The organism is Priestia aryabhattai B8W22 (genome assembly GCF_000956595.1).
GTDB classification, from domain to species: Bacteria; Bacillota; Bacilli; order Bacillales; family Bacillaceae_H; genus Priestia; species Priestia aryabhattai.
The window spans coordinates 1-23,106 of sequence record NZ_JYOO01000048.1 but is presented as its reverse complement, the minus strand read 5'-3'; the positions used below and the strand labels follow the sequence as shown (position 1 = coordinate 23,106).

Below are 23,106 nucleotides of genomic sequence, written 5' to 3'. Positions count from 1 at the left end.
CTGTTACCCCCCTCTAAAACAAGGATTATTAGGGGGAATTTAAACTATTTGAGGTGATTTTTATGTATACCTGTTTTTATGATCATTTTGTTAATACAATTCTATTTCCTCTTACTTGTATAGTGATTGTAGCCCTCATGTTAAGTGCATATGCATACTTAAAATTGAGGAAAGCAAATAATCAATAGTCTCTAGGAATTGTTGATTTTTAATATTGATTTTTCTTCCCCCTTTAAAAAAACTGATTATGTGTAGTTCTACTTTTCGTCATATCATTAAGTAAAACTAAACGTATTTTATTAAAAGTAGTGTTATTGATTTTACTCCATGTAGACAAATGAAACTTTTTTCTACAAAGTATTACGCTTCTAAATCACAGAATATCAATGATTATTTAAAAGTTATTTCTTTTATTTCGACGCGGATTTTTCTAACAAGATATACTTTTACGAATAAGATATTTAAATCTATTACAAGATGTTAAAGTAATTATTATCGTTAATAAAAAAAGAAAGCTACCCCATCGTTGCAGGACGGATAGCTTTTAGGGAATTTATATGTTTCTATTCATAGAAAAATCTGAATAATTGTACAACAAATTTATAAATAAGGCAATATAGGACAGCTTTGAGCATATGTATAAAAGGTGCATATGGCAGAAACCTATCCTAGATTGAACCCTTACTCCCATAAGGGTTCTTTTTTGTGATGTGTTCCGGAAAGGAACATTATGTTTACTAGATTTATATAGTAGACTATTCAACTGATTATTGGGGATCTTATTCAGCAATCGGTCGTTTAATGAAGAAAATTGGGCGGTTTAATGAGATCTTGAAATTATTCTGAATTTTATATGGTAAAATGAGGAGATTATTTAATGCAAAGGGGGAGCCTAATATGGACAAATATAAAATAATTTTATTTGATTTAGATGGAACACTTTCAGATCCCAAGATAGGCATAACTAAATCTGTTCAATATGCGCTACAGAAAATGGACATTGATGAGCCTAATATCGATAACCTTGAATGTTTTATCGGTCCACCACTTCAAGTTTCATTTGGTGAATATTACGATTTTGATGAGGTAGATACACAAAGGGCGATTGATTATTACAGGGAAAGGTTTAGGGATAAGGGGATGTTTGAGAATGAGTTATATTCAGATATTCCTTTACTATTAAAGTCATTAAAAGAACGAAAATATACTTTAGTTGTTGCAACTTCAAAGCCTACTGTATTTGCTGAACAAATACTAAAGTATTTTAATATTGACCAGTATTTTGAACTTGTTGTTGGAAGTAATCTTGATGGAACGAGATCATCAAAAACTGAAATTATTCAATACATACTTGATAAGTACAATGAGCATAGGTTAGAGGATTTTATTATGATTGGGGACAGAAAACACGATATTATTGGCGCAAATAATACGGGTATTGACTCTGTTGGAGTAACTTATGGATATGGTTCATTTAAAGAATTAAGTGATTCCAATCCAACATATATAATCAATAGTATTGACGAGATAAAAGATATTTTACTAGCAAGTAAAGTTAAATAAGCAGTTAAAAGGATCTTTTAAACAAAGATCCTTTTTCAGTGCCGATAACATGTTTTATGTTAAGTAAATTGTAAAGTATTTCGTAAAAATCCACAGTTTAACTATTTACCTTAATGACGATAAATGGCGCCCAATTGTGGAGAATCTTTATAAATAAAGGAATTCTTTATATGACCCATTTTTCCTAGTACGCTAATTAATATGGTAATTATTGTAGGTTTTTGGTTTCATTTTCCTTATAGTATATTGTCGGAAAAATTTTTTTGTAGTATTCTATCATCGATTTGGATGCCATCGAAGTAATGAATTTAGTTTATTGTCTGCAAAGATAATATCCTCTATATGTTTCTAAAACAAAGTTTTATTCCAAATCAAAAAATAAGGGAGGGATAGGATGTCCAGGTTTTATAGACGTATCGTTTTATCTGTACTTTTTTTGTTTTTGGTCACAGGAATGATTTCACCAGCACAAGCGCAGTCTGATTCAAATGGCGGAGGTTATTGGCTCCCAAACAACAAGGAGAAGATTGAAAAGGCAACTAAACTTATGAAGCAAGGCAAGTCAGTTGAAGAGATTGGGATCAAGCAAGATCAGATCCAGAAAAAAGAAGGCATTCAGACATTAGATAAATTGATGGAGGAAGACCAGCAAAGTGACACAACATACAGAGCGAACATGGCGCCTCCGATCAAGACAGCAGCCGGATGGACACCGCCTGACTTCGACTATGATCATATCCTGACTACAGAAGAATGCCAGGGAAGTCCAGACAGCAGTTCAGAAACAGGGTATATTAAGAATCGGTATTCCTTCTGTTGGTCCCACGTCGCAACATATCAAGTCCCAGTAAAATGCATTGGTGGGTTCTGTTTTTACGAAGGCGTTCAATTTCAATTCACTGAAATAGGTTATGGCTCCAACCAAAGCCGGAAAATGAGGGTCTATTATACACTTGATGATATCCTCGTGACCCATCCATCCTTGAATGGAGCCAAGTTGAAAATTGATATGGTATGTGAATCCAAGGTGAACGCAGGTGACTGTAAAGAGGATCCCGACTTTCCGCCGACGGAACGAACAATCGCCCAATGGAAAAATACGAACTTCAGCACAGAAATTTTCACATCAGAAGCACCCCCACCAACTGACGCAAACCCTGATCAGTTAGGGTACATGGAATTTTGGCCAAAACTTACCCTTACACATGCACCAAGGAAATTCAAAAAGAGTATTGATGGTATTAAACAGACCGTTCGGTACGATTCTGCAAAATATATGTTTGCCTTTCCTAATCAATATTTCTGGCAAGGAGCCGTATTCAGTAAAGCCACACCAATCTTCAATGTTCCGGTCACAAAGCCAGAATTTTCAATGTTATCTGAAGCTGGACAGCATTGGAAGTTTGCGATGGATCATCCAGATCAGACGAAGCCTCAAATGGTTGGAAAGAAAATACCGGGAGCTGTGGGAGACAGCACACTGACACGGATGTATCCGAAACGTCATCAGGATGAATATAATCGCAATAGGAACAAGACAAGAAGGACTTGTGAAAGGGAATTCGGAGATGAGGATCGGACCGGCAAGCAGTGTGACGAATATCCGTTTGCTTCCACCTGGGAAGGTTCGGCGACCAATGGATCGGATAATTTTTCAGTAAAAATGATTTCAAGCGAATCGAACGGCGCTGCAGGGACATGGCTCGGTGCCTGGTACGCCTATGATAGGATTTTGGATGGGGATACTTTCAATGTGCAGGTCGAAGCCCCTGAGAAAATAGCGACGATCCGATCGGAAGGCCAGCCTCAGGACGGACAGGATAACCGATCAAGTGATAACTTCACGATCGGGAATATCCCTTCTTACGCGACCAAGTTACAATGGAAAATCGTCGATGGTCCTACTAATGCGAAATTCGATGTCATGAAAGACATCAGCTTCGGCATTGACGAAACGATCTTTAATGACCTTACAGACGGATCCGAGACAGAAATCAAAACGAGTGAAGATTTCTACGTCGCCAGACCGGAAGACACCGATGGAGAAAGCTTCACTGTCGAGGTCTATGCCATCCCATAATAATAACTTAGAGGCTGTTCTTTAAGTATGTGACACTTAAAGGCCAGCCTCTTTTAAACCATTAGAGAATCAAATCTAAACCTACTGTTTCAACAGCTACCTATGGTCGATTAAAGTAAAGAAGATTAACTATTTAGTTGTAATATAGTGGTTGGTATTATTTCTCTCGTTAATATAGCAACAAGTACTTAGATAAGGTAAAAGGGTTTGTTCAAAGTGTAAAAAAAGCTATTCCATATAAGTCATCAACTCAAAAATTGACCTCGTTCCCTATACACAAAGCTGGTCATCCAGATCCTATGGACACTGAAGATAATAAAATGGTCTCGGAAGGAGCTATGTTCCCTGTGCAATATTATAATGAAAAGAAACAGTAAATTATCAATTTATATTAAATACATGATAAAAATAGCTTATCATACAGAATACTTTATTGATTTGTATGTATAAGAGATTGCTAGTTGGGCGATAATGAAAATAGGAACTCACATAAAGGAGGTCAAACTATTGAGCGAATATAAACAGGTTTTTTCTACATTTATTAATAAACAACGATTTGACTTACATTCATACCTTACTTATCTATTTATCAATGAATGTCAGGATAATGTAGTAAATCAGTTAGAACAGGAACATGTAAATCAATAAACGTATAAATAAGAAAAACTGAAAGGATAACTAATAATGAATGGGAAAATTGTGTAGGTGACTTTATCTTTCTGAACAGAAGGAATAAGTCGCCTATTGGTGTTTCTTCTAAATATTCATTTCTATTGAAAAAATCACGATTTCTACTCCCTATCCTCTACCAATCTATCTTCCTGTTTCCTTTTAAGAAAGTATGTTAACAATTACCTATAAGAATTATAGTTTTCGCCTTCCAAAATAATCAGTTTTTAATCGTACTTCGAATTGTAAAAATTTGAGTGTTGAAAAATACATTATAAAAAGTTAATGTAAAATTTATCAATATTTAACATGGAAATTGGTTAGGTGATGATGGGGATGGAAGATAAATATGTAACGCATGAAGTACTATTAGAGGAAATAGAGCGTATTAGAAAAATTATGATAAACACAGCTTTAAAAGAAGGAATTGGAAGCGATAATACGGTAAAGGTAAGTCAAGTGTTGGATAAGAAGTTAAATGAACTAGAAGAAATTCATTAAAAAAAGGAGCAGATTCAGATTTAAAACCGGTTCCTTTTCTAATCCAGTATAATATGCATATCTTTAATTTAGAGGTTTTAAATATTTATTGCAAGAAGAAAAACCTACTGTGCCTCAACAGTAGGTTTTTCTAATCTAAAAAATGGGTTTCGAACACCAAATGTCGGAAGGCATTCTAATTGCATTTTGTTCCAATCCAATAAAAAATATACTAATAGCAAATGAAAAAACTACCCTATGTGAGTAGGATAGGTCCTTTATCTTGGATGGCATAAAAAAAGCCAGTTCATTGAGCTAACTGTAACATATTGTTCTTTATTGGATTAAAACAGTTGAGATAGATCTTTTCTTGGACATACTTGAAATAATACCCAAGTTCATCTTGGTAGATTTTACGAGTAAAGAATCTTTCAAGTGTAGTGTTCTTAGCACAGCCAAAGAGGTATTCTTCTGTATCAGAATAAAAGATGTCAATAGCGTAAATAGAAAATTCATAAACATATGGAAAGTTGTACACAGCAAACTTACTAGTAATACCTTGCTCATATCTCTTGATGTGCTCTGTTTTTTTCATAATATTTCAACTCCCTTGACTAAGCATAATAGTACTTTGGAGAGTATTTCATTGTTTTTATGTAAAATAAAAAGAAGGACAGCAAATATTGAAATCGTCCCTCCAAAGCAGAAAATGAACAAAACATGCTGCATATACAATGTTTTGTCACTAATCGATAGTATATGAGAACGATGTCCTAAAACTTTTGATACCCTTATATATAGAAAATGAAACATTTTATAGTACTACTGAAACATTTTTGATAAAAAAAGGCATCATCCCCTCATAAAAACACGGATTGATGCTTTTTTGTTAACTATTTATCAACTTATAACCTTAAATTTATAACCATTATGCTTTTTCAAAGCTTGTCATTATAGTTCCTTGTTGCATCCATATTTTTGAGGTAGTATAGACGATTCCCAAAAGAAGAACAGCATATATGCTGTTCTTCTTTTAGATCAATACCGATAAGGTACATTATGGTAACTAAAAAATGTTAATTCTTATAGATCATATTGACTTTAAGCTTGACCTATTATAAGATTGTTAAAATATTGAAAATCTATGAAGAAGAGAGTAATCTTAATGAAGTCTTAAAGCGAGTTAGGGATGGTGCAAGCCTAACAGTCTAGTTAAGGTGAAGCGCACTTTTGAGATGCAACCTGAAATCTCGCAGAGTAGGGTGAGCCGGATCAAAATCCGTTATGTTCTTGGTAAGAAGGTTCAATTTGAACAATAAGAGTGGTATCGCGGGTAAATCTCGTCTCTAATAAGAGACGAGATTTTTTTGTTCTCTAAAAATAAAAGGAATTAGGTGATGACATGGAATTTGATAAAATATTCGCTAAAGAAATAAGCAAAATACTAGATAACAAACTGACCGTTAAAAGTATTATGAAGTTAATTGAAAAGCCTAAGTATAGTACCCAAGGAGATATTGCTTTTCCTTGTTTCACATTAGCTAAACTACTCAAGAAATCACCTAATGCTATCGCCATAAATTTGGCTGAACAATTAAAGCATCCCTTGTTTGCTAAGATTGTAGCTGAAGGACCCTATGTAAATGGATTCTTTAATAAGGAGACAGTTGGAAAAAAGGTTATAAACACTATCTTACAACAGAAAAGTCTCTATGGAACACCCGAAGTAAAAAAGGAAGGGACTATTACTATTGATTTCTCCTCTCCAAATATAGCTAAACCATTTTCTATGGGCCATTTACGATCAACTTACCTCCATGTCTAATTAAAAAGTCAGATGGTGCTACATTATATGCAACAAGAGATCTAACAGCAGCATTATATAGACAAGAGACCTATCAGTTTACGAAAGCTTTATACGTAGTAGGGCACGAGCAAAGCCTTCATTTTAAACAAGTATTCTTAGTCTTAGAAAAAATGGGGTACAACTGGGCAAAAGAATTAATTCATGTTCCTTTTGGCTTTATTTTAAAAGAAGGCAAAAAGATGTCTACTCGTAAAGGTAAGGTAGTTCTTTTAGAAAAAGTTATTGAAGAAGCAATAGTCTTAGCCAAACAAAATATTGCTGTTAAGAATCCAACGTTACCAAACAAGGATGAGGTTGCCCAGCAAGTAGCTATAGGTTCTATTATTTTTCAAGATTTAAAAAATGAGCGACTCAATAATATTGAATTTTCAATTGAAGAGATGTTAAAAGTAGAGGGAGAAACAGGACCGTATATTCAATACACATATGCTCGTGCTTGCTCCATTTTAAGAAAAGTAGCTCAACCTACACATTTCGTCTTCAGTGAAGGAGCAAATGAATACAATTGGTTGTTAATAAAAGAACTCATGATATTTCCTAAGATTATTGAGAGAAGTTTTGAGAAGTACGAGCCATCCCATATTGCTAAGTACTTAATTGATGTGTCACAAGAGTTTAATAAATATTATAGTCAAGTCAAAATCCTTATAGAAGACAAGGAGAAGGAAAGTCGCCTTGCTTTGGTAGAAAGTACAACGATTGTTTTGGAAGAGGGGTTAAGACTACTAGGAATTCAGACACCAAGAGAAATGTAACGGATAAGCATTTTTCAAATAAATATGTTTATAAATTAATCTAGAAAAAATAAGTAAATCCTAGCAGTAAGGGTTTACTTATTTTTTCTACCGATAACACCTGTTATGTCAATTCAAAAATAAAAAGCCTATGAACTTGTCAGGAATACATAGGGTTCTATTAATTAACAGTAATGATGTGTTTAGTGCTGGTATTATGATCTTAGTAACTGCTTCATCTTCTCTTCTGTCTCATTCTCCTCACGTGGCTGATAAACAGTCACTTTTAATTCGGGTGCATCATACACTTGAAGCGTAATATGATCCATAATCATTTTTCCTGCCACAGGGTGAATAATGGTCTTTTTTCCACAAGGTGTACCTAAAACTTCATGATTAGACCACCACTTGTAAAACTGAGGGCTTTTCTCGCTAAGTTCACTAATCATAGTTTTAAACCACTTATCTCCGACAAAGCGTGTGTAAGCTAAACGAAATTGGGCAATTAGTCGTTGAGCATGATCTTCCCAATTTTGAAAAAGGTTTTGATATTCTTTGGAAGTGAAGCAGCGCCACACTGCATTGCGATTTCGCTCATCCATCTCGTTAAAGTCCCCAAATACCATCACAGCAGCTTTATTCCAGTCTACGATATTAAGTTTTTCGTCTGTTACATAGGCAGGGCAGGGACCTAATTGACTTAATAGATTTTTTACAACACGATCTATATTTTCTCTTTCATTCTGCACGGTTGCAGATGGAAGCGGCTGATTGCCTAATAAAAATAGATGCTCCATTTCTTCTTTGTTTAATTTAAAAATACGGGATATGGCTTCTAATACTTCAGAAGATACTTGTATATCTCGTCCTTGTTCCAGCCACGTATACCAAGTTATGCCGACTCCTGCTAGTTGAGAAATTTCTTCTCTGCGTAATCCTTTGGCTCTTCTTCTCGGTCCAATAGGCAAATTAAAATCTTTTGGAGACAATCGTTCTCGTCTTATCTTTAGAAAATCCCCTAATTCTTTTCTTCTTTCTTTATCACTTACCATGATTTTACTCCTTTGTGTAGGTAGTACTTTTACTACTAGTATAACTAGACTCCTATTACCATTATAATCCTTATTTTATGATCTAGGTAAAGGAGGTGAAACAGATGATAGTAAAAGATAGCGAAAAGACGTGTGATCTATCAAAAGGATTAGTTCTTTTAATGGCTACAGTTTGCGGGTTTACAGTGGCTAACGTCTACTTGAACCAAACTCTTTTAGTAAGCATGTCCGCCAGTTTTCATGTTTCAGCGGCCAGCATAGGCATTATAGCTACTTTAGCTCAAATTGGATATGCACTAGGAAATCTTTTGATAGTACCGTTAGGAGACATCTTCGAACGAAAAAAATTGATTTTGTTTTTATTATTCGCTATATGTATCGTTCTCGCTTTAAATGCTTTATCTATCAACAAAACGTGGATGATGGTTACAAGCTTAGCATTAGGAATGGTAACGGTTGTTCCTCAAATTATTGTTCCGCTGGCTGCGAATATCGCTTCAGATCATAATAGAGGAAAAGTTTTAGGAAATGTCGCCATTGGATTAGTTTGTGGTATTTTAGGCGCTCGGCTTGCTAGTGGTTTTATTGATGTTCATTTTGGATGGCGAATGGTGTATTGGACGTCCGCTGCGGCTACACTTTTTATGATTTTGTTAGTTTACGTCTATTTTCCAAAAAGTAAAGGGGAGAATGCGACTAGTTATAAACACTTACTCATGTCGTTAGGTCCGCTATTTATAACAGAAAGAGCACTGCAACAAGCATGTTTAAGTCAGGGGATGATGTTTGCTTCTTTTAGCGCATTTTGGACCACGCTTGTCTTTTTATTACATACACATCCCTATGCGTATGGAAGTGACATGGTGGGGGTAATAGGGTTAGTCGGGATAGCGGGAGCATTTGCTACGCCGATTATCGGACGTTTAATTGATATAAAGGGGGCAAAGTTTGCAAGTCTTTTGTGTATGTCCGTATCTTTACTTGCTTTTATAGATCTTATAAGGGGAGGGTACTGGTTGCCTGGGTTAATTTTAGGAGCTCTTCTCATAACGATAGGAACTCAAGCGAACCAAGTTGCCTGTCAGTTTACTATTTTCCAATTAGGAGAAGAAAAGAGAAGTCGATTAAATGGGTTATATATGGTTTCCACATTTTTAGGAGGATCCCTAGGATCTTATGTGGGTTTACTTGCATGGAGTAAATGGCAATGGAATGGAGTTTGTGCAATAGCCATACTGATGATAGCCATTAGCTTTTGTTCTTTAATTCCAATGAACATTCCTAAAAAAATGATAGGGGATTTAATGAATAAGAAAGGAAGTAATATGTAATGGGAACACATACAGATAACTTTCAACGAGGATTAGATATATTAGCTAAGATTGATCCAGAGAACTACAAGGATATAATGGCAGGCTTTGAACAGTCAGCTCTCCCTGATTTAGGAACGCTAGCTGTAGAGTTTAATTACGGACAAATTTTCTCGAGACCAGGTTTAGACCTAAAGTCACGCCTTCTTGCTGCAGTGGCTGGCCTAACTGCATTAGGCAATACGGAACAGTTGAAATTTTATATAAACGGGGCGTTGAATGTTGGGTGGACACAGGAAGAAATTTTAGAAGCAATGTTACAGATGGTTATTTATGCTGGATTTCCTGTAGCTTTAAATACAATTTTGACAGTTGCTAATGAAGTCTTTTACGAAAGAAATGAAAAGGAGAAACAAAATGATTATTGATAGTCATGCACATGTGGTTTTGCCTATAGAGAAACATATTAAAATGATGGATGACAGTGGAATAGATAAAACCGTATTGTTTTCTACTCTTGTTCATCCAGAAAAAAGCAGCAACGTTAAAGAATTTACAACCGAAATGAACAGGTTAAATCAAATTCTAAATAATGAGGTGAATCCTCTACAAGCACGCTTAAAGGCGCTAGAAGAATTAAGCGTTGCGATTAAGCAGCACCCGAATCGGTTTGTTGGATTTGGTTCGGTTCCACTTTCTTTTTCTTCTGGTGATGTCACTCTAAACGATTGGGTAGAGAAGCTTGTCAAAGAGCAAAAGATGAAAGGTCTCGGAGAATTCACTCTTGGTTCAGGTCAAATTCCATTGTTAGAACCTATATTTAAAGCAGCAAGTGACTATATGTCTTTGCCTATCTGGGTACATACTTTTCATCCTTTGAACTTAAAGGATATTCAAGAGTTATTTCTTCTCACTCAAAAATATGAAAATGTGCCGGTGATATACGGGCATATGGGCGGAGTTCATTGGCTACAAACGATAGAACTGATAAAAGACACTAAAAATGCTTACTTAGATATATCTGCATTTTATACAACATACGCCTTGTCTTTGGCTATAAAAGAAATACCTGAAAGAACGTTATTTAGTTCGGATTTTCCATATGGAGATCCATACTTAAATCTACAGGCTATTAAGCGGCATACATCTAGTGGAGAAGTTGCAGACAGAGTGTTAGGTGGGAATATCTCGAATCTGCTAAATATATAAATTCAGCGTTTTTGTTTGATGTTATCTTAGGTACTATAAGGTTCATGCTTTAGGCTAAAGTATGAACCTTATTCATCATTAGGCCGGATTTAAAAACTCCTATTTTTGTTAGTATGTAATTAGCATATAAGCAATGGGGGATGGATATGAAGTTTACTATTGAAGGAATTTCAGAACTGGCATTGCAAGTGAAATCAATGGATAGAGCAATAGATTTTTGGTCGAATAAATTGGGTTTTCCAATTGTGGAGCAATGGGGATATGAAAGCGGCCATTTTCACCAAAATAATAAAGAAAATATTTAGGCAACTTGGTTATATGTAGGAGGACATACTAGGCTAGGTCTATGGCTTCCTAGAAATTTTTCACCATTAGATAAAATCGAAAAAAAAAAAAAACGATTTCTAACTGGAAGGGGCTTTATGATCAAGGGGGTATTCACGTCCATTTTGCTTTACATATAAAAACAGAGAACTTTGACTCTGCCATTAAAGTATTAACCGATGCTGGTATCGATTATAAGGTTATAGAAGAGGTTAATATCAATATGCAAAAAGAGAAGCGGTTGTATTTTAAGGATACTGAAGATAACGTTGTAGAATTTTACACGTTAGATATGAGGGAAGATTAAAAAAGAGCCAATCAAACATTGATTTGCTCTTTTTTATAAATGGCTGCTAAGAATACGCTTTATGTAAAGCGAAAAAATCTTTCACTGTACCTATATAAAAAACAATGATAGCCAAGAAATCACAAAGAAGGTTACAGAAAAAACTATAACCTCAATATTAGACTTCTACTCTTCTAAAAGTGTCCCCAAGGAAGTTATTCAATTCAATAAACTGTTTTTCGATAGGGGTAAATTCATAATTTAGCCGGGAAATGAGATAAAAGTCAGTGTACCGATAAGGTGGTGGAACTTCTAAAAAATTATGGATATTATAACGGTTTGCGATACGCTTAGATATTAAGGAAATTCCCATGCCCATTAACGCAAATTGTACTAATGTTTCTGGATCGCTAACTTCGATCATGTCACCTTGTTCAATATGTAAGCTGGCGTAAATAGTATCTAATATTGTCATGTACAAACACTTATCTGAAAGTACCAGTATATTCTTTTGTCTTACATAGTCATCGAATGTTGTGTGTTGATCAATATCGCGACCAATGACAACAATTTCTTCTACGCCTACTTTTTTATATTTTATCTTTTGGTTGTTTAATGATCCAATTGTATAAGCTACATCGATTTGTCCAAGTAGAATTTGATTTTCAATATATTCGGTTGAACCCGTTTTTAATGTTACTGCTAGATCTGGATAGGTGTTGTAAAGTTTGTTTAAAGCGCTTGAGAATTGAGTGCCCCCAACTGATATCATGGTGCCGATGCGGAGTTTTTCATCTTGTTTCTTCATCTTATTTTCAGTTTCTTCCCAAAGAAGCAATATTTTTTTAAATTGGTGGTACAATTTTTCTCCTTGCTTGGTTAATTTAACGCCCTTTGAGTTTCTAATAAAGAGTTCTTGATTATAATAGCTTTCTATTTTCTTTATTTTGGCAGTCATATTAGATTGAAGATGGTTCAATTTTATTGCAGCCGCAGATATATTTTTTAATTCGGCCACTGAAACAAAAGCTTTCATATTTTCAATATCCATTCATATTCACCCTCCATCAAAAAAAGTGATATAGCTATCATATTTTAATATTTAAAATGGTGATTCATTTTAATTATACTTGATTAAAAGGTACTATTTTCTACAAAATGTTGGAGGAATGTCTAATGAAGGAGAAATTAATAAAAGTAGGGATTATAGGGGGATCTTTAAATAATCAATGGGCGAGCAAAACACATATTCCAGTACTGAAAGAAAGCCCTTTTTATCGAATAACCGCAATTGGAACATCAAAAGCAGAAACCGCCAAGGAAAGTGCGAGAGTACTTAATGCTTGCCATAGCTTTACAGATTATAAGGGACTAGCGCAATCTAAAGATGTTGATTTAGTAGTAGTTAGTGTAAAAGTTCCGTTTCATTACGAAGCTTCAATTGCAGCAATAGAGGAAAAGAAACACATTTATTGCGAGTGGCCTTTAGGTGTAGATACTAAGCAGGCAATTAAACTGGCAAAGTTAGCGGATAAGGCGGACATTCACCATGCGATTGGGTTACAAGCAAGACAATCTCCCGAGGTGAATTATGTAAAGCAGGCTATTAACCAAGGGGAAATTGGAAGAATTATTTCCTGCACCATGCAGGTAGCGACACAAGGAAAGGGTGGAATAACAGATGAAGCAAACAGCTATATCTTAAAAAAAGAAAATGGAGCGAACCTTCTTACAATCAACGGTGGACACTCGCTTGATGTTCTGTGCTACATCTTAGGTGACTTTAAAGAGTTATCGTCGATAATGAATACGCATTATACAGAAGCTCTCATACAAGGAACAGAAGTTACGGTGTCAAAGGATACAGCGGACCAAATCTTAATACAGGGAACACTCAACGGTAACATTTCAGCTTCTGTTCATATTCAAGGCGGAGTTTATCCTGCTTTTCAATTAGAGATTAGAGGAGAAAAAGGTGTTTTTCGCTTAACCCAGAATTCTTCATCCGGTCACGTACAATTTGGTAATCTCAAAGTAGAGAAGGTTAAGTATCCTACTTATTTATTAAGTACTGAAAGTGTGTATGTTGAAGAGATAAACGTATCTTCGGTAAAAGATAATCATCCAAAAGATTACGTTGAAAAGGCTTATAAGGTGTTGGCAAAAGATATATTTGAACATAAAAGTCAAATTCCAAACTTCCACGATGCTGTTAAACTTCATCAATTATTAGATGCGGTTCGAACATCTGCAGAGACTGGGGAAAGGGTAACGCTTGATAAATAAATGAAAGCCTCTTTCTTATAAAGTTAAAATATTTATGATTTTAATAACTATCAAGTCAGTTGAAGAAGGGCATTTCCTACATTTGAAGAATAGTAACACCATTAAATGAATTGAAGGTTGACTGTATGATTGCGAGAGCCACAGATTAAAAAATTGAATAGGAGTGTTCCATGATGACAAATAGTAAAATGAATCCTAAGGTCGATGAATTTTTAACTAAAGCTAAAAAGTGGAAAGAAGAATATGAGACGTTGAGAAAGATTGTTCTTGACTGTGAGTTGACCGAAGATTATAAATGGATGAACCCTTGTTACACGTTTGAGAAAAAAAACATTGTTTTAATACATGGATTTAAAGAATACTGTGCGCTACTGTTTCCTAAAGGCGCTCTGTTACAAGATTCTCATGGTATTCTAATTCGACAAACGAAGAATGTACAAGGCGCGCGACAAATTCGGTTTACCAATGTGCAAGAAATAGTTGAAAAGGAAGCCATCTTGAAAGCTTATATTAATGAGGCCATCGAGGTGGAAAAAGCCGGATTAAAAGTCAAAGCTAAAAAGCCTGAAGAACTCATTATTCCTGAAGAGCTACAGTATAAATTTGATGAAATACCTGCTTTAAAAACGGCTTTTACTACATTGACTCCAGGACGGCAAAGAGCATATATTCTTCATTTTTCTGCTGCCAAACAATCTAAGACTCGAGAATCAAGGGTTGAAAAATGCATTCCAAACATTCTTAATGGAAAAGGATTAAATGATTAGTACACTTTATTTAAAACATGGCTCATATAAATTGTTAATGTATTTGAGTTAAAAATGAAATAAGGTTAAGTGAACTGACTGATGTTCCATTTGTATAAAAGTAGAGTAAATTTTAAAAAATTTATTTGAGGAGAAAATGCTATGGAAGTTTTTGCAGAATATTTAGCGCGTATAGATAGCCCTGACCACCGTGACCGAACAGAGGAAGTTTTGGCTTGGATTGCTCATACTTTCCCGAATTTGGAACCACAAATCAAATGGAATACGCCAATGTTTACTGATCATGGAACATTCATCATCGGCTTTGCCTCAGCGAAACATCATTTGAGCGTTTCACCTGAAGAAATAGGGATTGCGCACTTTAATCATGACATCGCCCAGGCTGGATACAGCGCTACCAAAGGCCTATTTCGAATTCTATGGACTGAGCCAGTAAACTATGAATTACTTAAAAAAATAATTGAGTTTAATATGTTAGATAAGAAAGACTGTTTAACTTTTTGGCGTAAATAAAAAGCAGATTATGAGCGGAGAAGAAGGAGGGTACAGAACGGTGGACTTTGAAATGGTTATGAAAGAACTTGAAGCGCTTGGTACGGAACGAATTAAAAAGACTTACATAAATAATGGTGCACACGATCCGCTTTTTGGAGTGGCAACAGGAAAAATGAAGCCTATTGCAAAGAAAATCAAGAAAAATCAGGCTTTGGCCGAGCAGCTTTATGCGTCTGGAAATTACGATGCTATGTATTTTGCTGGTATCATTGCAGACCCAACAGAGATGACTGCAGAGGATTTTGAGCGATGGATCGATAAATCGTATTTTTACATGCTGTCCGATTATGTAGTTGCAGTAACTTTGTCAGAAACCGATTTTGCGCAAGCTGTTGCTGATAGATGGGTGGCAAGCGGTGAAGAACTTAAAATGTCGGCCGGTTGGAGTTGCTACTGCTGGCTTTTGGGTAATCGTCCTGACGATGAATTTAGCACAAACAAGATTGCCGATATGCTTAATCAAGTGGAAAATACGATTCACGATTCTCCAGATCGAACGAAATCGGCTATGAATAATTTTATCTACACAGTCGGTATTTCATATTTGCCACTTCATGAGAAGGCGCTTGAAACTGCAAAAGCAGTAGGTCCAGTAGAAGTTAAGAAAGATAAGAAAAAAAGTAGTATTCTTCTTGCTTCAGAGAACATTCAAAAGGATATAGATAGAGGACGGCTTGGTTTCAAACGCAAACATGTAAGGTGTTAGCATAATTTGTAACGGAGCTGCACTACCTGAAACGAGACTAGTAAGTATTTAATGATAATTAGCTTACTATACGCATGATGTTTTGTTCCCTCATAAATCATCCATTGAAGAAGTGGCAGGGGATAAAAGCTAAAAAACTCTTGAGAAAAGGAGAGATTAAAAATGAAAACCCAAAAGGGAAATCTAAGAATCTGTCATAAAGGACACAAATATTATAAAAGCAGTAGCTGTCCGACCTGCCCAACCTGTGAGCAAGAACGCAAACCTGACAATGGATTTCTTTCAGTGCTATCAGCACCAGCAAGACGAGCATTGGAAAACAACGGAATAACTTCTTTGCAGCAGCTATCAACATTTAGTGAAAAAGAGATATTACAGTTTCATGGTATGGGTCCGGCTTCTTTACCTAAACTTAGAGCAGCTTTACAGGCCAATGGGTTAGCCTTTAAAAATTAAACATTAAGAATAAGTAAAGCAAGAAATAGATCTGGATAAAGTGTACGAATACCCTGAATTTCTGGATATGGAAGGATGTTAATAGATAAATAGTGGGAAAAAGAAGGATTGGAGATTTAAGTAATGAATAACAAACTAGATAAAGCATTAGCGTTACGAAAGAATGGAAATCACAAAGACTCTAACGAATTGCTAAGTGAATTAGTTAAAGAATTTCCAGACGATGCTTTATATAACTATCAATGTGCTTGGAGCTTTGACGTATTAGGAGAAGAAGAAAAGGCAGTGCCCTTTTATGAAAATGCCATAAAGATAGGATTACCGTCTAAGGATATGGAAGGTGCAATAGTGGGATTGGGCAGTACATATAGAGTCTTGGGGGAATATGAAAAATCAAAAGAGACATTTTTAAAAGGGATGGAATTATTCCCAGATAATCATGTAATTAAAGTGTTTTATTCCATGACCTTATACAATTTAAAAGAACATAGCAAAGCGATGGAACTGATACTGAAATGCTTACTACATACGACAAATGACAATGAAATACTAAGTTATAAAAAAGCCTTACATTTCTATTCAGATAAACTGAATCAGACTTGGAAGTAGCTTATAAAATTCACTGAGTATAAGTTCTTTTCCTGAAACGCGGAGAGGACTTTTTTTGTAACCATACTGGCAGACTTCCTGTGATAAAATGACTTTTCAAAATGATAGATTGTGAAAAAATACATTTAAAATATAGGAGGCTTTGTTGGATAAGAAAGCCCTTACATATTAGATATATATAATATGTAAGGAGCCCTATACGAATTACATTTGAAATAGGAGATCTTTGCTTTAGATCTTGCGCTTCTTTCTTTGTTGAAGTATTTATGTTTGAACTACTCTATCCTTACTAAACTCTTCTTCAATTAGCTTATCCATGAGAAAATGATAAAAAACGTGATAATTCGTTTTAGTTAGTTTGTCCAGTTCCTGGTGAGTGATGATATTATGTTGGATGAGTAAACCTATAGCAGCTGATATACAATTTACTTTTAAATCTTCTTCCCCTAACATATAAATCACCTTCCCTTATTTACTAAGTAACCCATTCTATATAATAGGCATACTTAAGACACGGACTGATATAAGCTCTTTTCTCAAATTATTGCTCTCGTGCTGATAGAAAATGATGATAAAATGTTCTCAACACTTTTTGATGCATACTGTTATCTTTATATACTGCGCTTTCTTTTCCTGCAAAAAAAACCAAACGATTTAAATTTTCCCTTATTTTGGAATATTGTATTTGTTTTTAACAGTTAGAGAAGCTTTTGAGCGCTCAGTATGTATCTGAATGTCAACACCAAGAACTTATGAATGCGATCCGAGGAAAGTGAATAATGGAATTTATTTTAATTGGTTCTTATTATTTATCTTATGTAAATGCGGTTTTCCTGTAAGTAAAAAAGACAAGTTTAACTATGTCATAAACTACCCTGTAGGTAATTGTTAAATTATATAGGGAAATTTACAGCTCAATAAAATACTGTTATTACAAGTTAGTGAGGTAGAAGTATGAAAGAAACCAATAGTAAGAATTTAAAATCTGAAATTATAAAAAAGCATGAGGTATTATTTGCAAAGAGATTGGAACTTGAGAGTGAAGCAAGCCGTTTGATGTTAGAAATTAATTTATTGGATGCACAGAATATTATTAATAAAGTAAGTCAGTTAAACCAAAAAATAGATGATATAACCTCTGAAATGGATTATTTGAAACAAGCCCTTGAATCCATTAATTAAGCTATATATCAGAGTGTAACTAATTCTATAAGTATAACCACGAGCAAATTAGAAAAAAGTGATTAACATGGCAAAGAAAGAAGGTATTTCTATGAAATCTGTATTATTAATTGGACAATCAAATATGGCCGGCAGAGGATTTATTGAGGATGTACCGCCGATTTATAATGAGCATATACATATGTTGAGGAACGGTAGATGGCAAATGATGGCAGAACCACTTAATTTTGATCGTCACATATCTGGCGTTGGGCCGGCAGCCTCTTTTGCTCAAGCTTGGACAGAGGATCACTCGGGCGAGTCCATTGGGGTCATACCATGTGCCGAAGGAGGAAGCTCAATTGATGAGTGGACAATTGACGGACTATTAACCAGACACGCGATTTCTGAAGCAAAATTCGCAATGGAAACAAGTGAGTTGGTGGGAATTCTGTGGCATCAAGGAGAAAGCGACAGTTACGGAGAGCGTTATAAGACGTATGAAGATAAATTGCTTTCATTATTTAAACACTTGAGAGAAGAGTTAAATGCACCAGATATCCCGATTATTATCGGTGAGTTGGGACATTACCTTGGAGATGTCGGATTTGGAAAAAGCGCTGTAGAATATAAACAAATAAACCAGATATTATCTAAAGTTGCCCATACTGAAAAAAATTGTTATTTTGTAACATCAAAAGGCTTAACATCAAATCCAGATGGCATTCATATTGATGCCGTTTCCCAAAGAAAGTTTGGATTAAGATACTATGAGGCTTTTTCAAAACAAAAGCATGTGTTAGATGTTTTAGACGTTGAGCATGAATGGATTGAAAAGGAAGCAAAGCGTGAACTAACTAAAAATGAACGTATATTTGTTGAAAGTATGAAGTTTGCCTTGGGACAATTAAGTTTTGAGGAGTTTTCTCTTAATATCTCTACTATTAATGAAAGCAAGTAAAGCAAAATCAATTCCAATTTATGAGGAGAAATCAATTGATTCCACTTTTAATCTTAGGTTTGTTCAAAGAAAAACCCGGTTCATATGGATATGAACTTTTGGCAATTATGAATGAGTGGAAAACTTAGAATAAATACATTCCTTTTTTATAGGAGGGATCTTAATTGCTTCCTAAAATCAAACTTATATAAAATAAGAAAATATCTCAAAATAATGGCAGAAAAGGGATCCCAAAAGAGGTTACAGAAAAAACTGTAACCTCGATATTAAACTTCTATTCCTTTAAAAGTGTCAATAAGAGAGTTATTCAACTCAATAAACTAAACTGTTTTTCGATAGGGGGATATTCATAATTACTTGATTTTAGACAGAAGGTTCTAAGAAAATATTTCCTCCTTACTTACCGATTATCTAATGTGAAATCCTTTTTTTTATTTGAATTCTGTTTTCATAATAAAATTCAACTTCTTTTTAGCTTGTTGCTTCTGTTGCACATAAGTCTTCCTCACTCTATAAAAGAAACCTCAGTTCAAGTCATAAATTTGAACGGAGGTTTTTTATTATCCTCGAAAGGTTAAATTTATTTTTTATTTACTTGGCGTCCACTTTTTTTCTGGCTCTGGGAACTTGTGTTGCCAGTTTGAAATTCATTACCTAATTCAACATCATTTCTTTTATCTTGCTTCTCTACTTGCTCTCTTGTCTGATTCTTTTTCTGCATCCCTTGTTTTGACATTACTTATCTCATCTCGCTTTCATCTAGTATTGTTTTTAATATGTACAACTATAAGAAAAAACATATAAATTAAATAAATAAATTGTTAGTTGCTTCTGAATCAAAGCCTTATTTGCCACTAGGCGAACCCCAGCATATAAACAACCTAGCACATTTTAGATTGCTGCCTACTCCTTACCTAATACAGTAATTTTTCTTTTTTAGTTTTAGGGTGGAGGGACAAGCTTTATGGGATTAATTTGATTTTGGAATAAGTGAGAATAGGATCGTAAAAAGGACACATAATTAGTAAAACAATTACTGTTGTTTAATATGTCAGGAAATGAAGATTTTACTCATTTTTGGAGGAAGTTGTAATGGAGAATGATCAAACGTTGAAAAATGCGATGAATGAATGGGCACGTGTAACTAAGGATCCACAAATGTTAATGACTTATGAAGTAAACCAGGAATTCCAAGTAGATGAAACATTGACATTAAAAAAAGCTGAAAAGCAAGGGGAAGAAAGAGCTATTAAAAGAGTAGCGTTAAGAATGCTACAAAAAGGTATAGATATTCAAACAATATCCGAATTAACGGAGCTTACAGAAAAAGAGATTGAACAGATTCGTAAATAACGAATGTAAACCGAGGACAGGAAGGAATAGGTCCAAAACAAAATTTTATTTTATCACGATAAAAAAAGGGACTACCCCAAAATAGGAAAGAGGTAGCGTGCTCTACTCAAGCTGAAAATTGAATACATTGGTTGAGTTAAAACAACTACATTATTTTAATATGTATAAAATTTTTAGTAAAACGCTATCATTTCCAGTTTTATTAACTAATTTCCTCTGCTAAAATGGAATCATAGGGATGAAGAGAGAAGGGTAGATGAGGCATATGAGTACGAGTCTATTGCTAACTTTAGGGGTTATATTTTTGGCAACAATAGCTATAGCCATTTTAATTAAGATTCCAGAAGAAGATTAAACTGAATTAATAAAATAAAAAGCTATCTCAAATTATGAACGAGATAGCTTTTTTACTGCTTTATGTCCCATTTGAACAATTAAATTGATTTTATATAGAGGAATTAAATACATAAAAATTAATTAAAAACAAATACTTTCAATGTCATAAATAAAAAGGAGGCTAGATAAAGATGGATGCACAAAGAGCACAAGAAATTGCCGATTCAGTGGATATGGCCAATGTAATATATAATGGGAAAAGTATTTACATTGAGCATGTAGACCAGCAAAATGGAATAGCTACAATTCATAACCTGGATGAACCAAATAATAAGCAAAGTGTTTCTATATCTGAACTAGCAGAACAATAATTTACTCTTAAAATAAAAAAGCCGCTTTATTTAGGCTTTTTTATTTTTCTGTTATTTTTATCGAGAGAGGATGAGAAGAAAAAATAACCACATCAGAAAAGTGTGGTTAGATCAAGGTTGTATAAAAATCTAATCATAATGAACTTCACTTTTAAGCGGATGACTCAATATAATGAAACGCGACTCCTTATAACTTCCATCTTTCAAAGAAATCCCTTCCCAACAACAGTACATCAATCAAATAAAACATTGAGGGTTAGGAGTTATTTTTTCGTTTGTGTTGACTTCTACGAAATTTTATTGTAGGATAATCTATATCATCAATAAACACATTAAATACTTATCCTACGATGCACGTTATGCCCTATTTGTTTTGAACCGTACTGTTTATTTGGGGTTCCTACATCTGTTGACTGATGCCATGCCTGTCTTTGAAACAGGATTGCTAGAACGTTAATATGCGGAAACCCACCTGCGAGATCGCGGGTTCACAAAACAGATTGGGAGGACGACATAGGTGGGAATCCCTTAACTATACATACCGTGCTAGACGGGGAGATGGCGGTGCCCTGTAACCTGCAATCCGCCTTAGCAGGGTTTAATTCCTAACAGAGGTATGAGTCAGGTAAGGTCTGACTTGGACAAGTGGTGTTGACAACTAGGTCCTGCACAACAGAAACCTATGAACATGGTCAGGTCCGGAAGGAAGCAGCCATAAGTAGATTCTTCTGTGTGTTGCAGCACAACCCGGTCGAGCTAACTGTACAAGTAACGCTTATTTGATCATGTCAATGACGGGTGCACGGTGTTTTTACTTAGCGATTTTTATTTAGTGTTAAGAAAACTATCTTTAATAGGTCTGGTGGCGATAGCAGAGAGGTCACACCCGTTCCCATATCGAACACGGAAGTTAAGTTCTCTAGCGCCCATGGTAGTGGGGACTTTGTCCTCGTGAGAGTAGGGCGTTGTCAGGCAAAAAAACAGCCCATCATATCAATGATGGGCTGTTTTTTTGTATATTAATTTCGTTTAAATTGATTTCTACGAAATTAAATGTTATGTTTTACGTAATTTATTAGTGTATGTAGGAGGATTTAGAGTGAAAAAAAATAGCCTAGAAGTTATTCCGTTGATTGATGACTTTAGCCAATGGTTAATAGAATCAGGCAAATCTGATAATACGATTAAAACCTATCGAGCAGTGCTAAACCAATTTCATGAATGGCTTCTAAGTGAAGGTAAACATTTAGATCAAGTAACAAGAAATAATGTCCAAACTTATATGATTAACCTTGAATCTAATAATAAAAGTGCGTCGACTATAGAAAAAGCTTTTGTAACAATTGGCGTTTTTGCACGCTTTCTTGAAAAATCAGAAATTGTTCAAAATATTGAACGTAAACAAAAAGAGAAAAATAACGAGGGTGTACCACAGTCATTAGAAGCAAGTGAGCGTGACCGCCTTTTATCTGAAGTAAAGCAACAGGGAAACCTTCGTGATATTGCTATTGTATATACTTTATTACATACAGGGATTCGAGTATCAGAGATTTGTGCTTTGAATCATAAAGACGTAAAGATTAACAAATCTGACGGTTTTTTAATTATCCGTAATGCTAAAGGGTCTAAAAAGCGACTTGTTCCTCTTTCTACAGAAGCAAGGAATAGTTTAAAGAAATATATCGATTCACTTGATTCTAATCATGAAGCCTTATTTGTCTCTAATTTTGATAGAAGAATGTCTGCACGTACGGTTCAGTACATGTTAAAAAAATATAATGTAAATCCTCATAAATTACGCCACACTTTCTGTCATGAGTTAGTTAAGAAAGGGATAGATATTGCAACAGTTGCCGAACTAGCAGGCCATTCTGATGTGAATGTTACAAAACGATACCTAAAATCTTCTACAAGAGATTTAGAAAATGCGATTACGCAAACCTTTTTATAAAAAAACTCTGTAACAAGAAT

23 protein-coding genes, 1 rRNA gene, 2 other RNA genes, 2 pseudogenes and 1 other annotated feature are annotated in these 23,106 nt (G+C 34.7%); of the genes and pseudogenes, 23 read left to right on the top strand and 5 right to left on the bottom strand.

Features of this window, described 5'->3' with window-relative positions:
• Positions 1-897 precede the first annotated feature (897 nt).
• From N178_RS24090 to N178_RS26445, 4 genes and pseudogenes are all read left to right on the top strand, one after another.
• Entirely contained in the window at positions 898-1,563 is a 666-nt protein-coding gene (locus N178_RS24090; RefSeq protein WP_045295360.1) for an HAD family hydrolase, read from the top strand.
• Between the two features lie 394 nt (positions 1,564-1,957).
• On the top strand, positions 1,958-3,643 hold the full coding sequence (locus tag N178_RS25570) for a NucA/NucB deoxyribonuclease domain-containing protein (protein WP_052942431.1): 1,686 nt from the start codon (positions 1,958-1,960) through the stop codon (positions 3,641-3,643).
• A 266-nt stretch (positions 3,644-3,909) separates the two neighbouring features.
• Positions 3,910-4,020: pseudogene (locus tag N178_RS28080) on the top strand (hypothetical protein); the annotation flags it as partial.
• 628 nt (positions 4,021-4,648) lie between these two features.
• Positions 4,649-4,813 carry an aspartyl-phosphate phosphatase Spo0E family protein gene (locus N178_RS26445; RefSeq protein WP_080890250.1) on the top strand — a complete coding sequence of 55 codons (165 nt, stop codon included), beginning with the start codon at positions 4,649-4,651 and terminating at the stop codon, positions 4,811-4,813.
• Between the two features lie 286 nt (positions 4,814-5,099).
• Here the strand turns inward: N178_RS26445 and N178_RS24080 are convergent, their stop codons facing one another.
• Positions 5,100-5,387 carry a hypothetical protein gene (locus N178_RS24080; protein ID WP_045295359.1) on the bottom strand — a complete coding sequence of 96 codons (288 nt, stop codon included), beginning with the start codon at positions 5,385-5,387 and terminating at the stop codon, positions 5,100-5,102.
• Between the two features lie 540 nt (positions 5,388-5,927).
• Positions 5,928-6,143, top strand: a binding site (T-box leader).
• A gap of 51 nt (positions 6,144-6,194) precedes the next feature.
• On the opposite strand from N178_RS24080, the pseudogene argS reads away from it, so the two are divergent.
• Positions 6,195-7,414, top strand: a pseudogene (gene argS, locus N178_RS26440) (arginine--tRNA ligase domain-containing protein).
• 194 nt (positions 7,415-7,608) lie between these two features.
• Here the strand turns inward: argS and N178_RS24070 are convergent.
• Positions 7,609-8,445, bottom strand: a complete 837-nt coding sequence (locus N178_RS24070; protein WP_045295358.1) for a helix-turn-helix transcriptional regulator — start codon at positions 8,443-8,445, stop codon at positions 7,609-7,611.
• Between the two features lie 104 nt (positions 8,446-8,549).
• Between N178_RS24070 and N178_RS24065 the strand changes: the two genes are divergently transcribed.
• The 4 genes from N178_RS24065 to N178_RS26670 all read left to right on the top strand — a co-directional run bounded on the left by N178_RS24065 (position 8,550) and on the right by N178_RS26670 (position 11,269).
• A complete protein-coding gene (locus tag N178_RS24065; protein WP_045295357.1) occupies positions 8,550-9,776 on the top strand; it encodes an MFS transporter in 1,227 nt (408 codons plus the stop codon).
• The gene (locus N178_RS24060; protein WP_045295356.1) at positions 9,776-10,183 is read left to right on the top strand and encodes a carboxymuconolactone decarboxylase family protein; all 408 of its coding nucleotides are present in this window, start codon (positions 9,776-9,778) and stop codon (positions 10,181-10,183) included. Before N178_RS24065 ends, N178_RS24060 begins: the two co-directional genes overlap by 1 nt.
• Positions 10,173-10,964, top strand: a complete 792-nt coding sequence (locus N178_RS24055; protein WP_045295355.1) for an amidohydrolase family protein — start codon at positions 10,173-10,175, stop codon at positions 10,962-10,964. The genes N178_RS24060 and N178_RS24055 overlap by 11 nt, the downstream gene beginning before the upstream one ends.
• Before the next feature lie 146 nt (positions 10,965-11,110).
• Positions 11,111-11,269 carry a VOC family protein gene (locus tag N178_RS26670; RefSeq protein ID WP_160297373.1) on the top strand — a complete coding sequence of 53 codons (159 nt, stop codon included), beginning with the start codon at positions 11,111-11,113 and terminating at the stop codon, positions 11,267-11,269.
• Between the two features lie 483 nt (positions 11,270-11,752).
• Here the strand turns inward: N178_RS26670 and N178_RS24050 are convergent, their stop codons facing one another.
• The gene (locus N178_RS24050; protein WP_045295354.1) at positions 11,753-12,625 is read right to left on the bottom strand and encodes a LysR family transcriptional regulator; all 873 of its coding nucleotides are present in this window, start codon (positions 12,623-12,625) and stop codon (positions 11,753-11,755) included.
• Positions 12,626-12,750: 125 nt separating this feature from the next.
• On the opposite strand from N178_RS24050, the gene N178_RS24045 reads away from it, so the two are divergent.
• From N178_RS24045 to N178_RS24020, 6 genes are all read left to right on the top strand, one after another.
• Positions 12,751-13,860, top strand: a complete 1,110-nt coding sequence (locus N178_RS24045; protein ID WP_045295353.1) for a Gfo/Idh/MocA family protein — start codon at positions 12,751-12,753, stop codon at positions 13,858-13,860.
• A gap of 173 nt (positions 13,861-14,033) precedes the next feature.
• Positions 14,034-14,627, top strand: coding sequence for a YdeI/OmpD-associated family protein (locus N178_RS24040; protein WP_045295352.1), 594 nt, complete (start codon positions 14,034-14,036; stop codon positions 14,625-14,627).
• Positions 14,628-14,768: 141 nt separating this feature from the next.
• Positions 14,769-15,140: an iron chaperone gene (locus N178_RS24035; RefSeq protein WP_045295351.1), complete on the top strand. Its 372-nt coding sequence runs from the start codon at positions 14,769-14,771 to the stop codon at positions 15,138-15,140.
• Positions 15,141-15,180: 40 nt separating this feature from the next.
• The gene (locus tag N178_RS24030) at positions 15,181-15,888 is read left to right on the top strand and encodes a DNA alkylation repair protein (protein ID WP_045295350.1); all 708 of its coding nucleotides are present in this window, start codon (positions 15,181-15,183) and stop codon (positions 15,886-15,888) included.
• Positions 15,889-16,050: 162 nt separating this feature from the next.
• Entirely contained in the window at positions 16,051-16,344 is a 294-nt protein-coding gene (locus N178_RS24025) for an RNA polymerase alpha subunit C-terminal domain-containing protein (protein ID WP_045295349.1), read from the top strand.
• 123 nt (positions 16,345-16,467) lie between these two features.
• Positions 16,468-16,953 (top strand): tetratricopeptide repeat protein, encoded by a 486-nt coding sequence (locus tag N178_RS24020; protein ID WP_045295348.1) that lies wholly within the window; start codon positions 16,468-16,470, stop codon positions 16,951-16,953.
• 264 nt (positions 16,954-17,217) lie between these two features.
• On the opposite strand, the gene N178_RS24015 is transcribed toward N178_RS24020, so the two are convergent.
• A complete protein-coding gene (locus tag N178_RS24015) occupies positions 17,218-17,406 on the bottom strand; it encodes a hypothetical protein (protein WP_014458940.1) in 189 nt (62 codons plus the stop codon).
• Between the two features lie 501 nt (positions 17,407-17,907).
• On the opposite strand from N178_RS24015, the gene N178_RS24010 reads away from it, so the two are divergent.
• Both N178_RS24010 and N178_RS24005 read left to right on the top strand, forming a co-directional pair.
• Positions 17,908-18,135: a hypothetical protein gene (locus tag N178_RS24010; RefSeq protein ID WP_045295347.1), complete on the top strand. Its 228-nt coding sequence runs from the start codon at positions 17,908-17,910 to the stop codon at positions 18,133-18,135.
• A 91-nt stretch (positions 18,136-18,226) separates the two neighbouring features.
• Complete coding sequence (locus tag N178_RS24005) at positions 18,227-19,075, top strand: sialate O-acetylesterase (protein ID WP_045295368.1); 849 nt, start codon at positions 18,227-18,229, stop codon at positions 19,073-19,075.
• Positions 19,076-19,655: 580 nt separating this feature from the next.
• Here N178_RS24005 and N178_RS27260 read toward each other — a convergent pair.
• Positions 19,656-19,811 carry a hypothetical protein gene (locus N178_RS27260; RefSeq protein ID WP_169746697.1) on the bottom strand — a complete coding sequence of 52 codons (156 nt, stop codon included), beginning with the start codon at positions 19,809-19,811 and terminating at the stop codon, positions 19,656-19,658.
• Positions 19,812-20,167: 356 nt separating this feature from the next.
• Between N178_RS27260 and N178_RS24000 the strand changes: the two genes are divergently transcribed.
• The 6 genes from N178_RS24000 to N178_RS23985 all read left to right on the top strand — a co-directional run bounded on the left by N178_RS24000 (position 20,168) and on the right by N178_RS23985 (position 23,086).
• Positions 20,168-20,428: a hypothetical protein gene (locus tag N178_RS24000; protein WP_045295345.1), complete on the top strand. Its 261-nt coding sequence runs from the start codon at positions 20,168-20,170 to the stop codon at positions 20,426-20,428.
• 527 nt (positions 20,429-20,955) lie between these two features.
• Positions 20,956-21,135, top strand: a complete 180-nt coding sequence (locus N178_RS23995) for a small acid-soluble spore protein H (RefSeq protein ID WP_029714236.1) — start codon at positions 20,956-20,958, stop codon at positions 21,133-21,135.
• 339 nt (positions 21,136-21,474) lie between these two features.
• Positions 21,475-21,663, top strand: a non-coding RNA gene (ssrS, locus tag N178_RS26435) — 6S RNA.
• A gap of 13 nt (positions 21,664-21,676) precedes the next feature.
• Positions 21,677-21,941: signal recognition particle sRNA large type (gene ffs / locus N178_RS26430), an RNA gene on the top strand.
• A gap of 52 nt (positions 21,942-21,993) precedes the next feature.
• A 5S ribosomal RNA gene (rrf, locus tag N178_RS23990) occupies positions 21,994-22,109 on the top strand.
• A 125-nt stretch (positions 22,110-22,234) separates the two neighbouring features.
• Entirely contained in the window at positions 22,235-23,086 is an 852-nt protein-coding gene (locus N178_RS23985) for a tyrosine-type recombinase/integrase (protein WP_045295344.1), read from the top strand.
• Positions 23,087-23,106 lie beyond the last annotated feature (20 nt).